Here is a 17,734-nt window from a genome sequence, read left to right on the forward strand (position 1 = left end):
TCACTGATTCACTCATTCGCTTATTCACTAATTCACTCATTGTAAAATGGCCGTTAACAAAGAACTTTATTACCTCCGCAACATCGGGATTATGGCGCACATCGACGCCGGTAAGACCACGACGTCGGAGCGTATTCTGTATTACACGGGTAAAACCCACAAAATCGGGGAAGTGCACGACGGTGCCGCCACGATGGACTGGATGGAGCAGGAGCAGGAGCGCGGCATCACGATTACTTCGGCTGCCACGACTACGTTCTGGAACTACCCCACCGACATCAAGGGTGACCCGACTCCGGACACCAAGCAGTACAAAATCAACCTGATTGACACCCCCGGCCACGTAGACTTTACGGTGGAAGTGGAGCGCTCGCTCCGCGTACTGGACGGTGCCGTTGCCCTGTTCTGCGCGGTTTCGGGCGTTGAGCCGCAGTCGGAGACCGTATGGCGTCAGGCTGACAAGTACAAAGTGCCCCGCATCTGCTTCGTCAACAAGATGGACCGTGCCGGTGCTGACTTCTTCAAAGCTGTTACCGAAATCAAAGACAAATTGGGTGCTAACCCAATTCCGTTGCAGATTCCGATTGGTGCTGAAGACACCTTCAAAGGCGTAGTTGACCTATTGACTGGCAAAGCCATCGTATGGGATGACAAAACCGAAGGCAAGTCGTATGACGAAATCCCCGTTCCCGAGGACTTGGTTGAGACCGTTGCCGAATGGCGTCAGAAGCTCGTTGAGAGCGTAGCCGAGTACGATGACGCGTTGCTGGAGAAATTCTTCGACAACCCCGATTCCATTACGAAAGAGGAAATGATGGTTGTTATCCGCCAGGCGGTTATCGACATGAAGTTCTCGCCCGTATTGTGCGGTTCAGCCTTCAAAAACAAGGGTGTACAGACCATGCTGGATGCCGTTATGGCTTACCTGCCGTCGCCCCTCGACATGCCTGCTATCATGGGCACCGACCCGGAGAGCGGCGCAGAAATCGAGCGTCACCCCGACAACTCGGAGCCTTTCACCGCGCTGGCGTTCAAAATTGCTACTGACCCGTTCGTAGGCCGTCTGTGCTTCTTCCGCTGCTACAGCGGCGTGCTGGACGCTGGTTCGTACGTGCTCAACAACCGCACCGGCAAAAGGAGCGTATCTCGCGCCTCATGCAGATGCACTCCAACAAGCAGAACCCAATTGACAAAATTCAGGCGGGCGACATTGCTGCAGGTGTTGGTTTCAAAGACATCAAAACCGGCGATACGCTGAGCGAAGAGAAGCATCCTATCGTCCTCGAGTCGATGAGCTTCCCTGAGCCAGTAATCGGCTACGCTATCGAGCCAAAGACGCAGGCCGACGTTGATAAAATGGGCATGGCCATCGCCAAGCTCATCGAGGAAGACCCCACGCTGAAAGTGAACACCGACCCCGAAACGGGCCAGACCGTTCTCCGTGGCATGGGTGAGCTGCACTTGGAAATCATCATCGACCGCATGCGTCGCGAATTCAAAGTGGAAATCAACCAGGGCGCCCCTATGGTGGCCTACAAGGAGATTCTCACCAAGAAAGTCGACCACCGCGAAACCTACAAGAAGCAGACCGGTGGCCGCGGTAAATTCGGCGACATCGTGTTCGAACTCGGCCCGAAAGAGACCGAGCCCGAAAAGCCCGGCTTCGAGTTTGACAACGCCATCGTGGGCGGTGTTATTCCCCGCGAATTCATCCAGCCCATCCAGAAAGGCTTCGAAGAGGCCATGAAGCAAGGTCCGCTGGCCGGCTTCCCGGTGGAAGGCATGAAGGTGCGTTTGTACCACGGTTCCTTCCACGACGTTGACTCGGACGCCCTGTCGTTTGAACTCGCCGCCCGTGGTGGTTTCCGCGAAGCTGCCCGCCAGGCAGGCCCGAAATTGCTCGAGCCCATCATGAGCGTGGAAGTTGTTTGCCCCGACGAGTACACAGGTCCCGTAACCGGTGACTTGAACCGTCGTCGCGGTTTGATGAAAGGCATGGACACAAAAGGCGGTGCTCAGCTGATTAAGGCCGACGTTCCGCTGTCGGAGCTGTTCGGCTACGTAACCGCGCTCCGCACGATTTCGTCGGGTCGCGCCTCGGCTTCGCTCACGTTCTCGCACTACGAGCAAGTGCCCCAGAACCTGGCCGAAGGCATCATCGCCAAAGTAAAAGGAAATAAATAATACCGGTCACTAACTTGGTCAATCGGACCAAAACCCCCAATGAACCAGAAAATTCGCATTAAGCTGAAGTCATACGACCACAACCTCGTGGACAAATCGGCCGAGAAAATCGTGAAAGCTGTGAAGGCCACCGGTGCCATCGTAAGCGGCCCGATTCCTTTGCCGACCCAAAGAGAAGTTCACCGTGTTGCGCTCGCCCCACGTGAACAAGAAGAGCCGGGAGCAGTTCCAACTTTGCACCTACAAGCGCCTTGTGGACATTTTCTCGACTTCGTCTAAGACCGTAGATGCCCTGATGAAGCTGGAATTGCCCAGCGGCGTTGACGTAGAAATCAAAGTCTGAGGATTCGATTTCAATCTTAATTGAGGAAAGCCCCACCGTGATTCGTCGCGGTGGGGCTTTTTCTTTGGAACTTGCTGCCCCACTACTACCTATTCATGCAATCTGTTTTCACCCTCGCCCGCTTGCACCGGGCAGCTATGTTCTTCTGCATTTGCATTATCGTTGGCATTTTCATCGCCCACTGGTTTCGCGTTTTGCCCAGTATTGGCATGGCTGGCATTGCCCTTACCGGATTGATTTATGCTTGGGTGCATGGTCGCGTAGCTAATTGGGACGAATGGCCAGTGTTTGGTAGCCTGTTTCTCGTGTTTATGCTGCACGTCGTCCAGGGGTTGAACACGGATGCTGCGAATTACGGGGAGTACTGGAAAGACATCGTTTTGCAATTGCCCTTCCTGGCGTTGGTGGTCGGCTTTTGGTTATTGCCCGCCTTGCCTGGTCGCTACCTGCGGGCTTTGTGGCTTCTTCTCATAGCAGTAACACTGACAGCCGCCCTAGGTGCGACGGTGAACTACCTGATGAATGTTGGTGAAATCAACGAGATGTACCTGCACTCGAAGGTGATGCCCACTGAGCCGGACCATATCCGCTTTAGCCTGATTATTACCTTGGCGATAGCAGCAGGAGTGCTGTTGCTGGTGCATCAGGCCGTGCGTACCCTTTGGCGCCCTTGGCTTATGGCAACTATTGTGTTGCTCGCACTTTTTCTGCACTTGCTAGCGGTACGGAGCGGGGAGATGACCTTTTACGTCTTGGGTGGGCTGGCGGTGCTGCGGCTGATAACCCGGGCGAAGCAGTGGAAGCGCGCAGCGGCGCTGGCAGTATTACTGCTTGCTCTTCCTGCCATTAGCTTTATAGCCTTACCCACATTCCGAAACAAGATTTTTAATACACAGGACGATGTGAGTAGCGTCGACCGGAGCTCCATTGGTAAAACGTACTCTATTTCATCCCGCGTGTATTCGTACAAAGCCGCTGTTGCGGTCTGGAAGGAAAACAAGCTAATAGGAGTGGGCAAGCCAGACCTGAAAACGGAGATGGCAAAGCAATACGCCATTTTGTATCCTGAGCTAACGCCAGAATTTTATATCCAGCCCCACAACCAGTATCTCTACAACTTAGCAGCATATGGCGCGCTAGGCCTGCTGGTATTCTGCATTGCCATATTCTATCCAGCGTGGTGGGCCCGCCGCAAACATGCTCCACTGTTGCTGGCTCAATATATCAGCATTGCCCTGTCGTTCCTGGTTGAATACACCTTGGAAACGCAGATTGGGCTAGCGTATGTGGTATTCTTCCTGCTATTAGCCTTACAAGGGTCACTTCCAGCCACTGAGGAAGACCCTGAATGGCGACCTGCTTAGCCAGGCCAGAAAACAACCTTAAGGTTAGCTAACAGCCTCACCTAGAAAATATTTCTACCTGCGGTTGTGATTCCCAAGCCTTTTTTCCTATCTTTGCACTCCCTTAGCGAAAACGGCATTCGGTCGTTTTCTTTTTGTGTCATTTAATCAATAACAGAATGCCTGGCATCATCGGTAAAAAAATCGGTATGACAAGCCTCTTCACTCCGGATGGGAAAAACATTCCCTGCACGCTCATCGAAGCGGGTCCGTGCGTAGTGACGCAGGTTAAGACTATCGCGAATGACGGCTACACCGCCATTCAAATTGGGTACGGCGAGAAAAAGCCAAGAACACCACCAAAGCTTTGGTAGGTCACTTCGCTAAAGCCGGTACCACCCCCAAGAAAAAGCTGGTTGAATTCCGCCTCGATGCTGAATCGACCTACGCCGCTGGCGCAACCATCGATGCTACCCTCTTCGAGGAAGGCGAGTTTGTTGACGTAGTTGGCACTTCTAAAGGCAAGGGTTTCCAGGGTGTTGTAAAGCGTTACAACTTCCAGGGTGTTGGTGGCCAGACCCACGGTCAGCACAACCGCCTGCGTCACCCTGGTTCTATCGGTGCCTGCTCCTGGCCTTCGCGCGTATTCAAAGGAATGCGCATGGGTGGCCGGATGGGCAATGACCGCGTGAAAGTGCAGAACCTGAAGGTGATGCGCGTAGTAGGCGACAAGAACCTGATTCTGGTGAGCGGCTCGATTCCCGGCGCGAAGAATTCTTACGTGGTAATCGAGAAATAGACTAGTACGATGGAACTCGCAGTATATAACCTCAAAGGCGAAGACACCGGCCGCAAAGTGACCCTGTCTGACGCCATCTTCGGTCTCGAAGTAAACGAGCACGTGATGTACCTGGACGTAAAGCAGTACCTGGCCAACCAGCGCCAGGGCACGCACAAGTCCAAGCAGCGCAACGAGGTGCACGGCACCACGAAGAAGCTCAAGAAACAAAAAGGTACGGGCGGTGCCCGCGCCGGCAGCATGAAGTCGGGTGTGTTCGTAGGTGGTGGCCGGATGTTCGGTCCTCAGCCCCGCGACTACAGCTTCAAGCTGAACAAGAAGACCAAGCGCGTAGCTCGCCTCTCGGCTCTGTCGAGCCTGGCGAAAGATGGCAAAATCTCCCTCGTGGAGAACATTGCCATGGATGCTCCCCGCACCAAGGACTTCCTCGCCATCCTGAACGGCCTCAAGCTGAACAATGGCAAAAAGACCATGCTTGTTACCGGTGAGGTAAACAAGAACGTTGTTCTCAGCGCCCGCAACCTGCAGAAAGTGACCGTGTCGACGCCCATCGGCCTCAACACCCACGACCTGCTGAATACGGACACGCTGCTGATTTCGGAAGACGGCATGGCTTCATTGGTTGAACTCTATAGCACCGCCGAATAATGAGCACGCTGAAACGCCCCATCGTGACCGAAAAGGCCACTGGCCTCAACGAAAAAGGTCGCTACACTTTCGAAGTGGAGCGCACGGCCAACAAAGTGCAAATCAAGAAGGACATTGAAACGCTGTACGGCGTGACCGTGACCGAGATTAACACAATGCGCACCATTGGCAAAATGAAGTCGAAAGGCACCAAAGGCGGCCAGGTTTCCGGCCGTCGCGCCCACGGCAAGAAAGCCATTGTTACCGTGAAAGAAGGCGACGTAATCGACTTCTACGGCAACCTGTAGGCCGCAAGCTTCGCCTCATATTTTTCCGCCGCAAAAGCACAACTAGCTAGTAATGGCACTTAAAAAACTCAGACCAACCAGCCCAGGGCAACGCTTCCGCGTTGCGCCGGCGTTCGACGAGATTACCACGTCGACCCCGGAGAAGTCCTTGATGACTTCCCTTCCCAAATCGGGTGGCCGGAACTCTTCCGGTAAAATGTCCAACCGCTACATCGGCGGTGGTCATAAAACCCAGTACCGTATCGTGGACTTCAAGCGCGACAAAGCCGGTGTTCCGGCTACCGTGAAGACCATCGAGTACGACCCCAACCGTACCGCCCGCATCGCCCTGCTCAGCTACGCTGACGGCGAGAAGCGCTACATCATCGCGCCTGCCGGCATGACGGTAGGTACGACCGTAGTATCGGGTACGGGTGTGGCTCCCGAAGTGGGCAATACCTTGCCGCTGCGCGAGATTCCCCTCGGTACCATCCTCCACAACATTGAGCTGCAGCCCGGCCAGGGCGCGGCAATGGCTCGCTCGGCTGGCACCTACGCTCAAATCGTAGCCCGCGAAGAGAAGTACGCCACGTTGAAATTGCCTTCCGGCGAAATGCGCATGGTCCTCGTGACTTGCATGGCCACGGTTGGTACCGTTTCGAATGGTGACCACATGAACACCCGGATGGGTAAGGCTGGCCGTAACCGGTGGGCTGGTCGTCGTCCTCGCGTTCGTGGTGTAGCCATGAACCCTGTCGACCACCCCATGGGTGGTGGCGAAGGCAAATCGTCGGGTGGTCACCCACGTAGCCGCAACGGTATTTTGGCTAAGGGCCAGAAGACCCGTAACAAGAACAAGTATTCGGAGAACCTGATTGTGAGCCGCAAAGGCAAGAAGTAATATATGGCACGTTCACTCAAAAAAGGGCCGTACATTGACTTCCGGCTGGAAAAGAAAGTCACGGCACTCGAAACGGCTGGTAAGAAATCGGTGGTGAAGACCTGGTCGCGCCGCTCGATGATTTCCCCGGATTTCGTTGGCCACACGTTCGCTGTTCACAACGGCAATAAGTTCATCCCGGTGTATGTGACCGAGAACATGGTAGGGCACAAGTTGGGCGAATTTGCCCCGACGCGCAACTTCCGTGGTCACGTCGCCAAAAAAGATAAAGGCAAGCGCTAAGATGGAAGCAGTAGCAAAACTCCGCAATGTGCCGACCTCGCCTCGCAAGATGCGTTTGGTGGCCGACCTCGTGCGCGGCAAGAAAGTGACCCAGGCCCTCGGCCTGTTGCGCTTCGAAGCCAACATCGGCGCCGAGAAGATTGAGAAACTGCTCCTTTCGGCCTTGGCCAACTGGCAGCAGCACAACGAAGAAGAGCGGATTGAGGACGCAAACCTCTACATCAGCGAAATCTTCGTGGACGAAGGACGCCACCAAGCGCCTGCGCCCCGCCCCTCAGGGTCGTGGTCACCGCATCCGCAAGCGCAGCAACCACGTGACGCTGAAAATCGACACGAAAGTGGAGAAGCTCGGCAAGAAAACCACCGAGCACGCCAAGCAAGTTGGTACTACCGAAAAACCTAAGGCCGACGCCAAATCCTAAGTTAATATGGGACAGAAAGTAAATCCGGTTGGCTTCCGCTTGGGAGTTATCAAGGGCTGGGACTCCAACTGGTACGGCGGCAAGGACTTCGCCGAGAAATTGGTGGAGGACGAGAAAATCCGCAAGTACATCAACGCTCGCATTCAGAAAGGCGGCATCAGCCGCATTGTGATTGAGCGCACCCTGAAGCGCATCACCATCACCATCAACACGGCTCGTCCGGGTGTGGTAATCGGTAAAGGCGGCCAGGAAGTAGATAAGATTAAGGACGAGCTGAAGCAAATCACCAGCAAAGACGTTCAAATCAACATCTTCGAAATCAAGCGTCCGGAGTTGGATGCCAAGCTGGTTGGCGAGAGCATCGCCCAGCAGGCGGCCGCTCGTATCTCCTTCCGTCGCGCCATGAAAATGTCGATTCAGGCTGCTATGCGTGTTGGTGCCGAAGGCATCAAGATTCAGTGCGGTGGCCGCCTCGGCGGTGCAGAGATTGCCCGTTCGGAGCAGTACAAAGAAGGCCGTACGCCGCTGCACACGTTGCGCGCTGACATCGACTATGCTTTGTCGGAAGCTCAGACCGTGTATGGCAAAATCGGCATCAAGGTGTGGGTAATGCGCGGTGAGGTATTCGGCAAGCCCGACCTCTCGCCGAACCAGCAGCTTACCAACCCAGGTGGCGACGCTGGTGGACGTCGTGACGACCGTGGCCCTCGTGGCGAGCGTCGTGAAGGCGACCGCGGCCCCCGTCGTGACGGTGGTGTTGGTGGCCGTGGTGGCAACGACCGTGGCGGCAACGCCGGCGGTGGTGCTCCCCGCGGCGACAACGCCGGTCCTCGTCGCAATGGCCCCGCCGCTGGTGGTGGAGCCGGTGGTGCTGCCCGCGGCCCGCGTCGCTAGAACAAGTCAAGTGCATTTCACTTCGTTCGCCGGCCGGTGAACGAAGTGAAATGTCCGACTGTTCGCCCCTTTCTTACAGAACACTCTCTTTTATTAAAATCAAATGTTACAACCGAAAAGGACCAAGTATCGCAAGATGCAAAAGGGTCGCGTAACAGGCCTCGCCTACCGCGGCAGCTCCATAGACTTCGGTTCGTTCGCTATCAAGTCGCTTGAGGTTTCTTGGATTACGGCCCGCCAGATTGAGGCAGCTCGTATCGCCATGACCCGCGCCATGAAACGCGAAGGGCAAGTATGGATTCGCATTTTCCCCGACAAACCTATTACCAAGAAGCCTGCTGAAGTGCGGATGGGTAAGGGCAAAGGCTCGCCCGAGTATTGGGTGGCCTGCGTAAAGCCCGGTCAAATCATGTTCGAGTCGGACGGTGTTTCGCTGGAAGTGGCCAAGGAGTCGCTGCGTCTGGCGGCTCAGAAGCTGCCCGTACGGACTTCATTCGTGGTTCGCCGCGACTATACCGACGCTGCTTAAGTCATGAAGAACAAGACCGACCTCAAAAGCCTTTCCGCCGAAGCGCTGAAGGAGCAACTCACCGCCGAGAAGGCCCAGGGCCAGCAGGCGCGTTTCGCTCATGCGATTTCGCCCCTAGAGAACCCTGCCCGTCTCAAGGCCAACCGTAAAAACGTCGCCCGCTTGCTCACCGAGCAGACTCGTCGGAACAACGAGCAGGCCACTAATCCCGCTCAATAACCGATGGCAACCGACGTAACAACCCAAGACCAGGCCGTAGCTGAAGACTCGCGCAACATGCGCAAGGAAATCACCGGCACGGTAACGAGCTCGAAGATGGACAAGTCCATCACCGTGGCTGTGGTGCAGAAGCAAAAGCACCCCATGTACGGCAAGTTCGTGACCAAAACCACGAAATTCCACGCACACGACGAGAACAACGAGTGCGGCGAAGGCGATACGGTGCGCATCATGAGCACCCGCCCGTTGAGCAAGACCAAGCGGTGGCGCCTGGTGGAAATTATTGAACGCGCTAAATAATCTAATTCGATGATACAGCAAGAATCCCGCCTGACGGTGGCCGATAACAGCGGCGCTAAGGAAGTCCTCTGCATCCGCGTTTTGGGTGGCACGGGCAAGAAATACGCCAGCGTTGGCGACAAGATTGTGGTAGCCATCAAGTCGGCTATCCCTTCCGGCAACGCCAAGAAAGGCACCGTGAGCAAGGCCGTAGTAGTTCGCGTGAAGAAAGAAGTACGCCGCAAGGACGGTTCGTACATCCGCTTCGACGACAACGCTGCCGTGTTGCTCAACAACAACGACGAGCCCCGCGGCACGCGCATCTTCGGTCCAGTGGCCCGGGAACTGCGTGAGCGCCAGTTCATGAAAATTGTATCCTTAGCCCCCGAAGTACTCTAAGCTATGGCTATCAAGAAAGCAGCCCCCGTACAACTGCACGTGAAGTCGGGCGACACCGTTAAGGTGATTGCTGGCGACGAGCGTGGCAAGACCGGCGTTATCAAGTCGGTAAACCGGGTGACCCAGCGCGTAACCGTTGAAGGTCTGAACCTGGTGACGAAACACAACAAGCCGAGCGCCAAATCGCCCCAGGGCGGCATCACCAAGATGGAGGCGCCCATGCACGTGAGCAATGTGCAGGCTATTAACCCCACCACCGGTGAGCGTGTGCGCAAAGGCGCCGCAGCCGCCGCAGCTCCGGCTGCTGCTCCTGCAAAAGCCAAGCGTGCCACTGCCAAGAAAACGGCTTAATCAGCCCCCTGCACCATGGCCCGTCTCAAAGACATTTATAACAAAGACGTAGTACCCGCGCTCCAGGAGAAATTCCAGTTCAAGAGCATCATGCAGGTACCGCGCATCACCAAAATCTGCATCAACCGCGGTATTGGTGCTGCTGTTGCCGACAAGAAGTTGGTGGACAACGGCGTGGAAGAGCTCACGACCATCACCGGTCAGAAAGCCATTGCTACCATCGCTAAGCGTTCGGTGTCGAACTTTAAGCTCCGGGAAGGCATGCCCATCGGTGCGAAAGTGACCCTGCGCGGCGAGAAAATGTACGAGTTCATGGACCGTCTTCTGACGGTGGCCCTGCCCCGCGTACGTGACTTCAAAGGCATCAATGACAAAGGTTTCGATGGTCGTGGCAACTACACGCTCGGCGTGAAGGAGCAAATCATCTTCCCCGAAATCTCGATTGACAAAATCAAAGGCATCTCGGGCATGGACATCACGTTCGTGACCACCGCCGAAAACGACGAGCAGAGCTACGAGCCTGCTTAAAGCTTTCGGTATGCCTTTCGCCAACGCTAAAAAGAAGCTTAATCTCCCGAACTCATGGCTAAAGAATCCATCAAAGCACGGGAGCGCAAGCGCATTGCCACCGTGGCCCGCTACGCTGAGAAGCGCAAGGCTCTGAAAGCTGCCGGCGACTACGAAGGTCTCGACAAGCTGCCCAAAAACGCTTCGCCCGTGCGCCTGCACAACCGCGACATGATTGACGGCCGCCCCCGTGGTTACATGCGCAAGTTTGGCATCAGCCGCGTGCGTTTCCGCGAAATGGCTCTCGCCGGGAAGATTCCTGGTGTGACAAAGTCGAGTGGTAGTCCAGTCAGGCTTTCGCCAAATTAGAAAAGCCCCCAAGCAATTGGGGGCTTTTTTGTGGAAAGGACTTGGACCGTTACCCACAATGGCGTTCCCTAATAGGGCAGAGGAGCAAAAGGCGGAAAGTTTAAGCGCGATTTACGCACTGCGCTTGCATAAGTGTCACGTTTTCCGTTACCTTTGCACTCCGAAAACTTGGGGAAGGCCCCAGACATTTGGCAGGTTGCCAAAAGAAACCATTGGCTGCACCGTCGCCGGGCAAGCCAAGTAGTCTTAACCGAAATTTCGTTGGTCCCGTTGGGCACCCGGCGAAATTTTCTTATCTTTGCGCTCCGAAAAAAGCGGACGCATTTAATAATCAATGAATACTGACCCCATTGCCGACTACCTGACCCGGGTACGCAACGCCATCAAGGCGAACCACCGGGTGGTAGAAATCCCGGCCAGCAACATCAAAAAGGAAATCACGAAGGTGCTCTATCACAAGGGCTACATTCAGTCGTACCGTTTTGATGATTCATCGGTTCAGGGCACCATCAAAATTGCTCTGAAGTACAACCCGACCACTAAGGCTCCTGCTATCACCAAGCTGCAGCGCGTTTCGACGCCTGGCTTGCGTCAGTATGTGTCTTCTGACAACCTGCCCCGCGTACTCAGCGGCCTGGGTGTCGCCATTATCTCGACCTCGAAGGGCGTGATGACGGAGAAAGAGTGCAAAACCGAGAACGTGGGCGGCGAGGTGCTGTGCTACGTGTACTAATCCGGAACCGCTTTAGCTAACTCAATTATGTCACGTATTGGTAAACTCCCGATTTCCGTCCCTGCTGGGGTCGCTATCTCGGTTGAGAAAGACAACGTGGTAACGGTGAAAGGCCCCAAGGGCACGCTAACCACGCAAGTGGACCGCGACATCAACGTTGCCATCGAAGACGGCACCCTCACGGTATCCCGTCCCACCGAGCAGAAGCGCCACAAGGCCATGCACGGCCTGTACCGCTCGCTCATCAACAACATGGTAGAAGGCGTGAGCAATGGCTTCACCAAGCAGCTTGAGCCTGGTAGGTGTAGGTTATAAAGCCTCCCTGGTTGGTGGTACGCTGGAGCTGGCCCTGGGCTACTCGCACAACGTCTACATTGCCCTGCCGAAAGAAGTAACTGCTACAGCTGTTACTGAAAAAGGCAAAAACCCGATTGTTACGCTGAATAGCATCGACAATCAGCTCCTGGGTCAGGTAGCCGCTAAAATTCGTTCCTTGCGTAAAGTCGAGCCTTACAAAGGCAAAGGTGTACGCTTCGTGGGCGAAATCATCCGTCGCAAAGCTGGTAAAACGGCCTCTAAATAAATTCGCATCATGGCTTTTGATAAAGCAACTCGCCGCAAGCGGATTCAGCGCATCATCCGTACCAAGGTGGCTGGCACCTCCGAGCGGCCCCGGCTGTCGGTGTTCCGTAGCAATACGGGCATCTACGCTCAGATTATCGACGACACCACTGGCCGCACGCTGGCTGCTGCCACGTCGAAAAAGTAACCGCCGAGGGTGGCAACGGTGTAGCTCTCGCTGCTGCCGTAGGCCGGCAGATTGCCGCCGTCGCCCAGGAGAAAGGCATCACGAAGGTGGTGTTCGACCGCTCCGGTTACCTCTACCACGGTCGCGTAAAATCATTGGCTGAAGGAGCCCGCGAAGGCGGCCTCAATTTCTAAACTATCATGGCGCAAGAACGCGACAACAATCGTCCTGGCGGAGACCGTCAGCGCAGCAACGACCGCGACCGGAACAAGGACAACTCCCGCATGGGTGCTGACTCCGACTTCAAAGAAAAAGTAGTAGCCATCAACCGCGTAGCGAAGGTGGTGAAAGGCGGTCGCCGCTTTAGCTTCTCTGCCATCGTGGTAGTAGGCGATGGCAACGGCAACGTAGGCTACGGCCTCGGCAAAGCCAACGAAGTAACCGACGCCATTGCCAAAGGCATTGACGACGCCAAGAAGAACGTGGTAAAAGTACCCATGTACAAGCACACCGTTCCTCACCTCATGGAAGGCCGCTACGGTGGTGGTTTCGTGCTCATCCAGCCGGCAGCGGCTGGTACGGGCGTAATCGCCGGCGGTGCTATGCGCGCTGTGTTCGAGAGCGCTGGTATCAAGGATGTGTTGGCGAAGTCGAAAGGCTCGTCGAACCCCACAACGTGGTAAAGGCTACCTTTGCTGCCTTGGCCAAAATGCGTGACCCGTTGCAAATTGCACAGGCACGTGGTATCTCTCTTGCCCGCGTTTTTAACGGTTAATTGATATGGCACAAATTCAAGTAAAGCTCGTGCGCAGCGCCATTGACCGCCCCGAGCGTCAGAAGCGCACCGTTCAGTCCCTGGGCCTGAACAAAATGAACAGCACCGCGCAGCACGAAGTAAACCCGTCCATCATGGGCATGGTGAACAGCGTGAAGCACCTGCTAGAAGTAACCGAACTGTAAGACTATATATCGTCATGCTTAATCTCAGCAATCTATCGCCAGCCTACGGCTCGACAAAAAACGAGAAGCGGATTGGCCGGGGCGAAGGCTCCACGCGCGGTGGCACGTCGACCCGTGGTCACAAAGGCGCCAAGTCGCGTTCGGGCTACAAGCGCAAGTCCGGCTTCGAAGGTGGTCAGATGCCCCTGCAGCGTCGTGTGCCTAAGTTCGGCTTCACGAACATCAACCGTGTAGAGTACAAAGCCATCAACCTTGATGTACTTGCCACCCTGCTCGAGAAGAACAGCGCCACCACCATGGATGCCGCCTACTTCATCGCCAACGGTCTGGTTTCGAAAAACGCTAAAATCAAAATCCTTGGCCGCGGCGAAGTAAGCACGGCCCTGGAAGTTCACGCTCACGCATTCTCGAAGTCGGCTGTTGAAGCCATCGAGAAGGCCGGCGGCAAAGCGGTAACGCTCTAAAGCCTAACTTCGGCAATGAATAAGTTTATCACGTCGATAAAGAACATTTTTGCGATTGAGGATTTGCGTACGCGAATCCTCAATACGCTTTTTCATTGCCATCTATCGCCTCGGTTCCTACGTGGTGCTGCCAGGTGTAGACCCAACGCGCCTGAAGACGGGTGCTGAGGGTTTGTTTGGCATTCTGGATACGCTCCTTGGTGGTGCATTCAGCAACGCGTCGATCTTCGCGTTGGGCATCATGCCCTACATTTCAGCCAGTATCGTATTACAGCTGCTCACGATTGCAGTTCCTTACTTTCAAAAGCTACAGAAAGAAGGGGAGTCGGGTCGCAAGAAAATCAACCAATACACGCGTATCCTCACAATTCCGATTGTGTTGGCTCAATCTGTTGGCTTCATAGCCACGATTAACGCGGATGCCATCATCAATCCAGGCACTTTCTTTACTGTGTCCACGATGATTATCATCACCGCAGGTACTTTGTTCTGTATGTGGCTGGGTGAGAAAATCACGGATAAGGGTATCGGCAACGGTATCTCAATGCTCATCATGATTGGTATCGTGTCGCGCTTGCCTGGTGCTATCATCGGTGAAGCTGCGGCCAAAGGCGTGAACAAGTCGCTCATCTTCCTTCTGGAAATGGTAGTGTTGTTCCTGGTAGTAATGGCGGTTATCGTGCTGACGCAAGCGGTTCGCCGCATCGCGGTGCAGTATGCTAAGCAGGTAGGTGGTACCACTCAGTTGGACGCACAACGTCAGTTCATTCCCCTCAAAGTGAATGCAGCTGGCGTAATGCCCATCATCTTTGCCCAATCTTTGATGTTCGTGCCGGCTATTGTGGCTTCTGTGTGGCAGAACCAGAGTGACCTGGCTACTTATATCGGCGTGAAGTTCTCGGACTACACCTCGTGGCAGTACAACCTTACTTTTGCTTTGCTCATCATCATTTTCACTTACTTCTATACGGCTATTAGCGTCAATCCTAATCAGATTGCTGATGACCTGAAACGGAGTGGCGGTTTCGTGCCTGGTGTAAAGCCTGGTCGTGATACCTCCGAATTTATTGATGAGATTCTGACTCGAGTGACTTTGCCAGGTGCTATTGCGCTAGCCCTGATTGCTATTTTCCCGGCTATTGCTTTGTTACTTGGCGTAACCCGTCCCTTTTCTGCCTTCTATGGCGGCACGTCCCTCATCATCATGGTGGGCGTCGTGTTGGACACGGTGAACCAGGTTCAGAGTTACTTGCTCATGCAGCATTACGACGGCATGATGAAATCGGGCAAGTTGCGCGGTCGCACGGCACAGCCTATTTCGATAGCCTCGTAAGCAGAAATGGCCAGCGGTAGCATTCAATATAAAACCGAAGAGGAGATTGACCTCATACGTGCCAGTGCTTTAGTGCTGGCCAAGGCCCACGGCGAAGTCGCGGGTATGGTGAAAGAAGGAGTGACAACGCGCCAGGCTCGATAAGCGCGCGGAGGAATTCATCCGGGACCATGGTGGAGTACCTTCTTTTAAGGGCTATAATAAGTTTCCCTATAGCTTGTGCCTCTCGCCGAACTCGGTGGTTGTGCACGGGTTTGCCACCGATGAACCACTGAAGAGTGGTGATATCTTATCAGTGGACTGTGGGGTTTTCCTGAATGGGTTTCATTCAGATAGTGCCTACACTTACCCAATAGGGGAGGTGGCGCCGGAAGTGCTGACGCTGCTGCGGGAAACCAAAGCATCGCTGTACAAAGGCATTGAACAAGCCGTTAGCGGCAACCGCGTCGGTGATATCAGCTTCGCAATCCAGAACCATGTAGGCCCTTTGGGTTATGGGGTGGTGCGTGAGTTGGTTGGTCACGGGGTTGGTGCCAAGCTGCACGAGAAGCCCGAGGTGCCGAATTACGGCAAACGGGGTTCCGGGCCGCTTTTGCAAACGGGGTTGGTGATAGCCATTGAGCCAATGGTTAACCTCGGCAAGAAAGATGTGGTGCAGGAGGCAGATGGCTGGACCATTCGCACCAAAGACCGCAAAGCATCGGCTCACTTTGAGCATACCGTAGTAGTTAGAAAAGATAAGGCGGAGATTCTCACCTCCTTTGAGTACATAGAAAAAGCATTGCAGTAGCCCTTATGGCAAAACAAGCCTCGATTGAGCAGGACGGTACCATCCTCGAAGCCCTTTCCAACGCCATGTTCCGCGTGGAACTGGAAAACGGCCACCAGCCTGATTGCCCACATTTCGGGCAAGATGCGGATGCACTACATTAAGATTCTGCCCGGCGATAAGGTAAAGCTGGAAATGTCTCCCTACGACTTGTCGAAGGGCCGAATAAAGTATCGTTATAAGTAAACCCGTTTTCCTTCACAGGTCATGAAAGTAAAAACCTCGGTGAAAAAGCGTAGCGTGGACTGCAAATTGGTCCGCCGTAATGGCAAGCTCTACGTCATCAACAAGAAAAACCCCCGCTTCAAGCAGCGCCAGGGTTAATCCTATTTTAGATTCCCGGAACCTTGGGTACTGAGGAGTTGGTTAGTCCAGCTTCCCGCCTTCCAAGCAGTTGCCGGGTTTCTGTCCGCAAACACATAACCACACAAAATGGCTCGTATCGCAGGGGTTGATATCCCGGACAACAAGCGCGGCGAAATCGCCCTGACTTACATCTTCGGCATTGGCCGGAGCAATTCTCAGAAGATTCTGGTGAAAGCCGGAGTTGACATCAACAAAAAGGTAAAGGATTGGACCGACGAGGAGTCGGGTGCTATCCGTGCCATCATTGCTGCTGAGCACAAGACGGAAGGCGTTCTGCGCTCGGAAGTAACCACCAACATCAAGCGTTTGATGGACATTGGTTGCTACCGTGGCTTGCGTCACCGCAAAGGTCTACCAGTTCGCGGTCAGCGCACCAAGAACAACTCGCGTACCCGTAAGGGCAAGCGCAAGACGGTAGCCGGCAAGAAGAAGGCAACCAAATAATCTCACACGGGAATCGGCGCTGGCGGCTGCGAGTAATGTACTTGCGCTGCCAGCGCCAACACCTCCCGCATTTTTTGCGATAACCAAATGGCACAAAAAAGAAAAGACAAAGCCAAGAAGCGCGTTGTCGTGGTGGAGCAGGTTGGCCAGGTACACATCCGTGCCTCGTTCAACAACATCATCATCTCCATCACCAATAATAACGGTCAAGTTATTTCGTGGGCTTCGGCCGGCAAAATGGGCTTCCGTGGTTCGAAGAAAAATACGCCCTACGCTGCCCAAATGGCGATGAGCGACTGCGGTAAAGTAGCCCACGACTTGGGCATGCGCAAAGCCGAAGTATTCGTTAAGGGCCCGGGTTCGGGCCGTGAGTCGGCCATCCGCGCCCTCGGCAACGTGGGTATTGAGGTGACCACCATCCGCGACGTAACGCCGCTGCCCCACAACGGCTGCCGCCCGCCCAAGCGTCGTCGCGTTTAGTTTTTAACTTCAGATAGTAGATTAAGATGGCACGTTATACCGGCCCTACCTCAAAAATTGCCCGTCGCTTCAACGAGCCGATTTTCGGCCCCGACAAAGCGCTCAACAAGAAAGCCTATCCTCCGGGCCAGCACGGCCGCGGCCGTCGCAAGAAGCAGTCGGAGTACGCTGTCCAGCTGATGGAGAAGCAGAAGGTGAAGTACATGTACGGCATGTTGGAGAAGCAATTCGAAAACCTGTTCCACAAAGCAGCCACCATGCCCGGCATCACCGGTGACAACCTGCTGGCTCTGCTGGAAGCCCGTCTGGACAACGCCGTGTACCGTTTGGGCATTGCCTCGACGCGTCGCGCTGCTCGCCAGTTGGTGGGCCACAAGCACATCACCGTTAACGGCGAAGTTGTAAACATTCCTTCGTACCACCTCCGGGCTGGCGACGTGGTGGGTGTTCGCGAGAAGTCGAAGTCGTTGGAAGCCATTGCTACTAGCCTGTCTGTTCGCAACTCACGCCAGTTCTCCTGGTTGGAGTGGGACGGCAAGGAGATGGTTGGCAAGTTCATCAACGCCCCGGCCCGCGAGCTGATTCCGGAGAAAATCACGGAGCAGGCTCATCGTCGAATTGTATTCGAAGTAAGTAACGCTA

18 protein-coding genes and 12 pseudogenes are annotated in these 17,734 nt (G+C 54.7%); all 30 read left to right on the forward strand.

Annotated elements, in window-relative coordinates; translation table 11 throughout:
- The first annotated feature begins 46 nt into the window (after positions 1-46).
- A pseudogene (fusA, locus tag ACFQT0_RS08275) lies at positions 47-2,184 on the forward strand (elongation factor G).
- Between the two features lie 39 nt (positions 2,185-2,223).
- A pseudogene (gene rpsJ / locus ACFQT0_RS08280) lies at positions 2,224-2,527 on the forward strand (30S ribosomal protein S10).
- A 95-nt stretch (positions 2,528-2,622) separates the two neighbouring features.
- On the forward strand, positions 2,623-3,891 hold the full coding sequence (locus ACFQT0_RS08285; RefSeq protein ID WP_380201890.1) for an O-antigen ligase family protein: 1,269 nt from the start codon (positions 2,623-2,625) through the stop codon (positions 3,889-3,891).
- 158 nt (positions 3,892-4,049) lie between these two features.
- A pseudogene (gene rplC / locus ACFQT0_RS08290) lies at positions 4,050-4,669 on the forward strand (50S ribosomal protein L3).
- A gap of 9 nt (positions 4,670-4,678) precedes the next feature.
- Positions 4,679-5,317: a 50S ribosomal protein L4 gene (gene rplD, locus ACFQT0_RS08295; protein WP_380201892.1), complete on the forward strand. Its 639-nt coding sequence runs from the start codon at positions 4,679-4,681 to the stop codon at positions 5,315-5,317.
- Positions 5,317-5,604, forward strand: coding sequence for a 50S ribosomal protein L23 (gene rplW / locus ACFQT0_RS08300; RefSeq protein ID WP_380201894.1), 288 nt, complete (start codon positions 5,317-5,319; stop codon positions 5,602-5,604). The genes rplD and rplW overlap by 1 nt, the downstream gene beginning before the upstream one ends.
- Before the next feature lie 52 nt (positions 5,605-5,656).
- Positions 5,657-6,484, forward strand: a complete 828-nt coding sequence (gene rplB, locus ACFQT0_RS08305; RefSeq protein ID WP_380201896.1) for a 50S ribosomal protein L2 — start codon at positions 5,657-5,659, stop codon at positions 6,482-6,484.
- Between the two features lie 3 nt (positions 6,485-6,487).
- Positions 6,488-6,766, forward strand: a complete 279-nt coding sequence (gene rpsS, locus ACFQT0_RS08310; RefSeq protein WP_068191730.1) for a 30S ribosomal protein S19 — start codon at positions 6,488-6,490, stop codon at positions 6,764-6,766.
- A gap of 1 nt (position 6,767) precedes the next feature.
- A pseudogene (gene rplV / locus ACFQT0_RS08315) lies at positions 6,768-7,188 on the forward strand (50S ribosomal protein L22).
- 6 nt (positions 7,189-7,194) lie between these two features.
- Entirely contained in the window at positions 7,195-8,082 is an 888-nt protein-coding gene (gene rpsC, locus ACFQT0_RS08320; RefSeq protein WP_380201899.1) for a 30S ribosomal protein S3, read from the forward strand.
- Positions 8,083-8,185: 103 nt separating this feature from the next.
- Complete coding sequence (rplP, locus tag ACFQT0_RS08325) at positions 8,186-8,611, forward strand: 50S ribosomal protein L16 (RefSeq protein WP_035567899.1); 426 nt, start codon at positions 8,186-8,188, stop codon at positions 8,609-8,611.
- A gap of 3 nt (positions 8,612-8,614) precedes the next feature.
- On the forward strand, positions 8,615-8,830 hold the full coding sequence (gene rpmC / locus ACFQT0_RS08330) for a 50S ribosomal protein L29 (protein WP_380201902.1): 216 nt from the start codon (positions 8,615-8,617) through the stop codon (positions 8,828-8,830).
- Between the two features lie 3 nt (positions 8,831-8,833).
- Positions 8,834-9,130, forward strand: coding sequence for a 30S ribosomal protein S17 (rpsQ, locus tag ACFQT0_RS08335; protein ID WP_068191738.1), 297 nt, complete (start codon positions 8,834-8,836; stop codon positions 9,128-9,130).
- Between the two features lie 9 nt (positions 9,131-9,139).
- Positions 9,140-9,508, forward strand: coding sequence for a 50S ribosomal protein L14 (rplN, locus tag ACFQT0_RS08340; RefSeq protein WP_035567895.1), 369 nt, complete (start codon positions 9,140-9,142; stop codon positions 9,506-9,508).
- A gap of 3 nt (positions 9,509-9,511) precedes the next feature.
- Positions 9,512-9,859, forward strand: coding sequence for a 50S ribosomal protein L24 (gene rplX, locus ACFQT0_RS08345; protein WP_380201905.1), 348 nt, complete (start codon positions 9,512-9,514; stop codon positions 9,857-9,859).
- Between the two features lie 15 nt (positions 9,860-9,874).
- Positions 9,875-10,421 (forward strand): annotated as a pseudogene (gene rplE, locus ACFQT0_RS08350) (50S ribosomal protein L5); the annotation flags it as partial.
- Between the two features lie 20 nt (positions 10,422-10,441).
- Complete coding sequence (gene rpsN / locus ACFQT0_RS08355) at positions 10,442-10,735, forward strand: 30S ribosomal protein S14 (RefSeq protein ID WP_380201907.1); 294 nt, start codon at positions 10,442-10,444, stop codon at positions 10,733-10,735.
- A 334-nt stretch (positions 10,736-11,069) separates the two neighbouring features.
- Positions 11,070-11,468, forward strand: a complete 399-nt coding sequence (gene rpsH / locus ACFQT0_RS08360) for a 30S ribosomal protein S8 (protein WP_380201909.1) — start codon at positions 11,070-11,072, stop codon at positions 11,466-11,468.
- Positions 11,469-11,495: 27 nt separating this feature from the next.
- Positions 11,496-12,051 (forward strand): annotated as a pseudogene (gene rplF, locus ACFQT0_RS08365) (50S ribosomal protein L6).
- A 9-nt stretch (positions 12,052-12,060) separates the two neighbouring features.
- A pseudogene (gene rplR, locus ACFQT0_RS08370) lies at positions 12,061-12,410 on the forward strand (50S ribosomal protein L18).
- A gap of 90 nt (positions 12,411-12,500) precedes the next feature.
- Positions 12,501-12,991: pseudogene (gene rpsE / locus ACFQT0_RS08375) on the forward strand (30S ribosomal protein S5).
- Positions 12,992-12,996: 5 nt separating this feature from the next.
- Positions 12,997-13,176, forward strand: a complete 180-nt coding sequence (rpmD, locus tag ACFQT0_RS08380; RefSeq protein ID WP_092676456.1) for a 50S ribosomal protein L30 — start codon at positions 12,997-12,999, stop codon at positions 13,174-13,176.
- Between the two features lie 14 nt (positions 13,177-13,190).
- Positions 13,191-13,640 (forward strand): 50S ribosomal protein L15, encoded by a 450-nt coding sequence (gene rplO / locus ACFQT0_RS08385; protein ID WP_380201911.1) that lies wholly within the window; start codon positions 13,191-13,193, stop codon positions 13,638-13,640.
- Between the two features lie 15 nt (positions 13,641-13,655).
- Positions 13,656-14,973, forward strand: a pseudogene (secY, locus tag ACFQT0_RS08390) (preprotein translocase subunit SecY).
- A gap of 6 nt (positions 14,974-14,979) precedes the next feature.
- Positions 14,980-15,763, forward strand: a pseudogene (map, locus tag ACFQT0_RS08395) (type I methionyl aminopeptidase).
- 5 nt (positions 15,764-15,768) lie between these two features.
- Positions 15,769-15,988: pseudogene (gene infA, locus ACFQT0_RS08400) on the forward strand (translation initiation factor IF-1).
- 21 nt (positions 15,989-16,009) lie between these two features.
- Positions 16,010-16,126: a 50S ribosomal protein L36 gene (rpmJ, locus tag ACFQT0_RS08405; RefSeq protein ID WP_046246595.1), complete on the forward strand. Its 117-nt coding sequence runs from the start codon at positions 16,010-16,012 to the stop codon at positions 16,124-16,126.
- Between the two features lie 108 nt (positions 16,127-16,234).
- Entirely contained in the window at positions 16,235-16,612 is a 378-nt protein-coding gene (gene rpsM, locus ACFQT0_RS08410) for a 30S ribosomal protein S13 (protein WP_046246596.1), read from the forward strand.
- A gap of 87 nt (positions 16,613-16,699) precedes the next feature.
- Positions 16,700-17,092: a 30S ribosomal protein S11 gene (rpsK, locus tag ACFQT0_RS08415; RefSeq protein WP_035567868.1), complete on the forward strand. Its 393-nt coding sequence runs from the start codon at positions 16,700-16,702 to the stop codon at positions 17,090-17,092.
- 26 nt (positions 17,093-17,118) lie between these two features.
- Positions 17,119-17,725: pseudogene (gene rpsD, locus ACFQT0_RS08420) on the forward strand (30S ribosomal protein S4).
- The last annotated feature ends 9 nt before the right edge of the window (positions 17,726-17,734 follow it).

It is taken from the genome of Hymenobacter humi, assembly GCF_042665855.1.
GTDB lineage: Bacteria > Bacteroidota > Bacteroidia > Cytophagales > Hymenobacteraceae > Hymenobacter > Hymenobacter humi.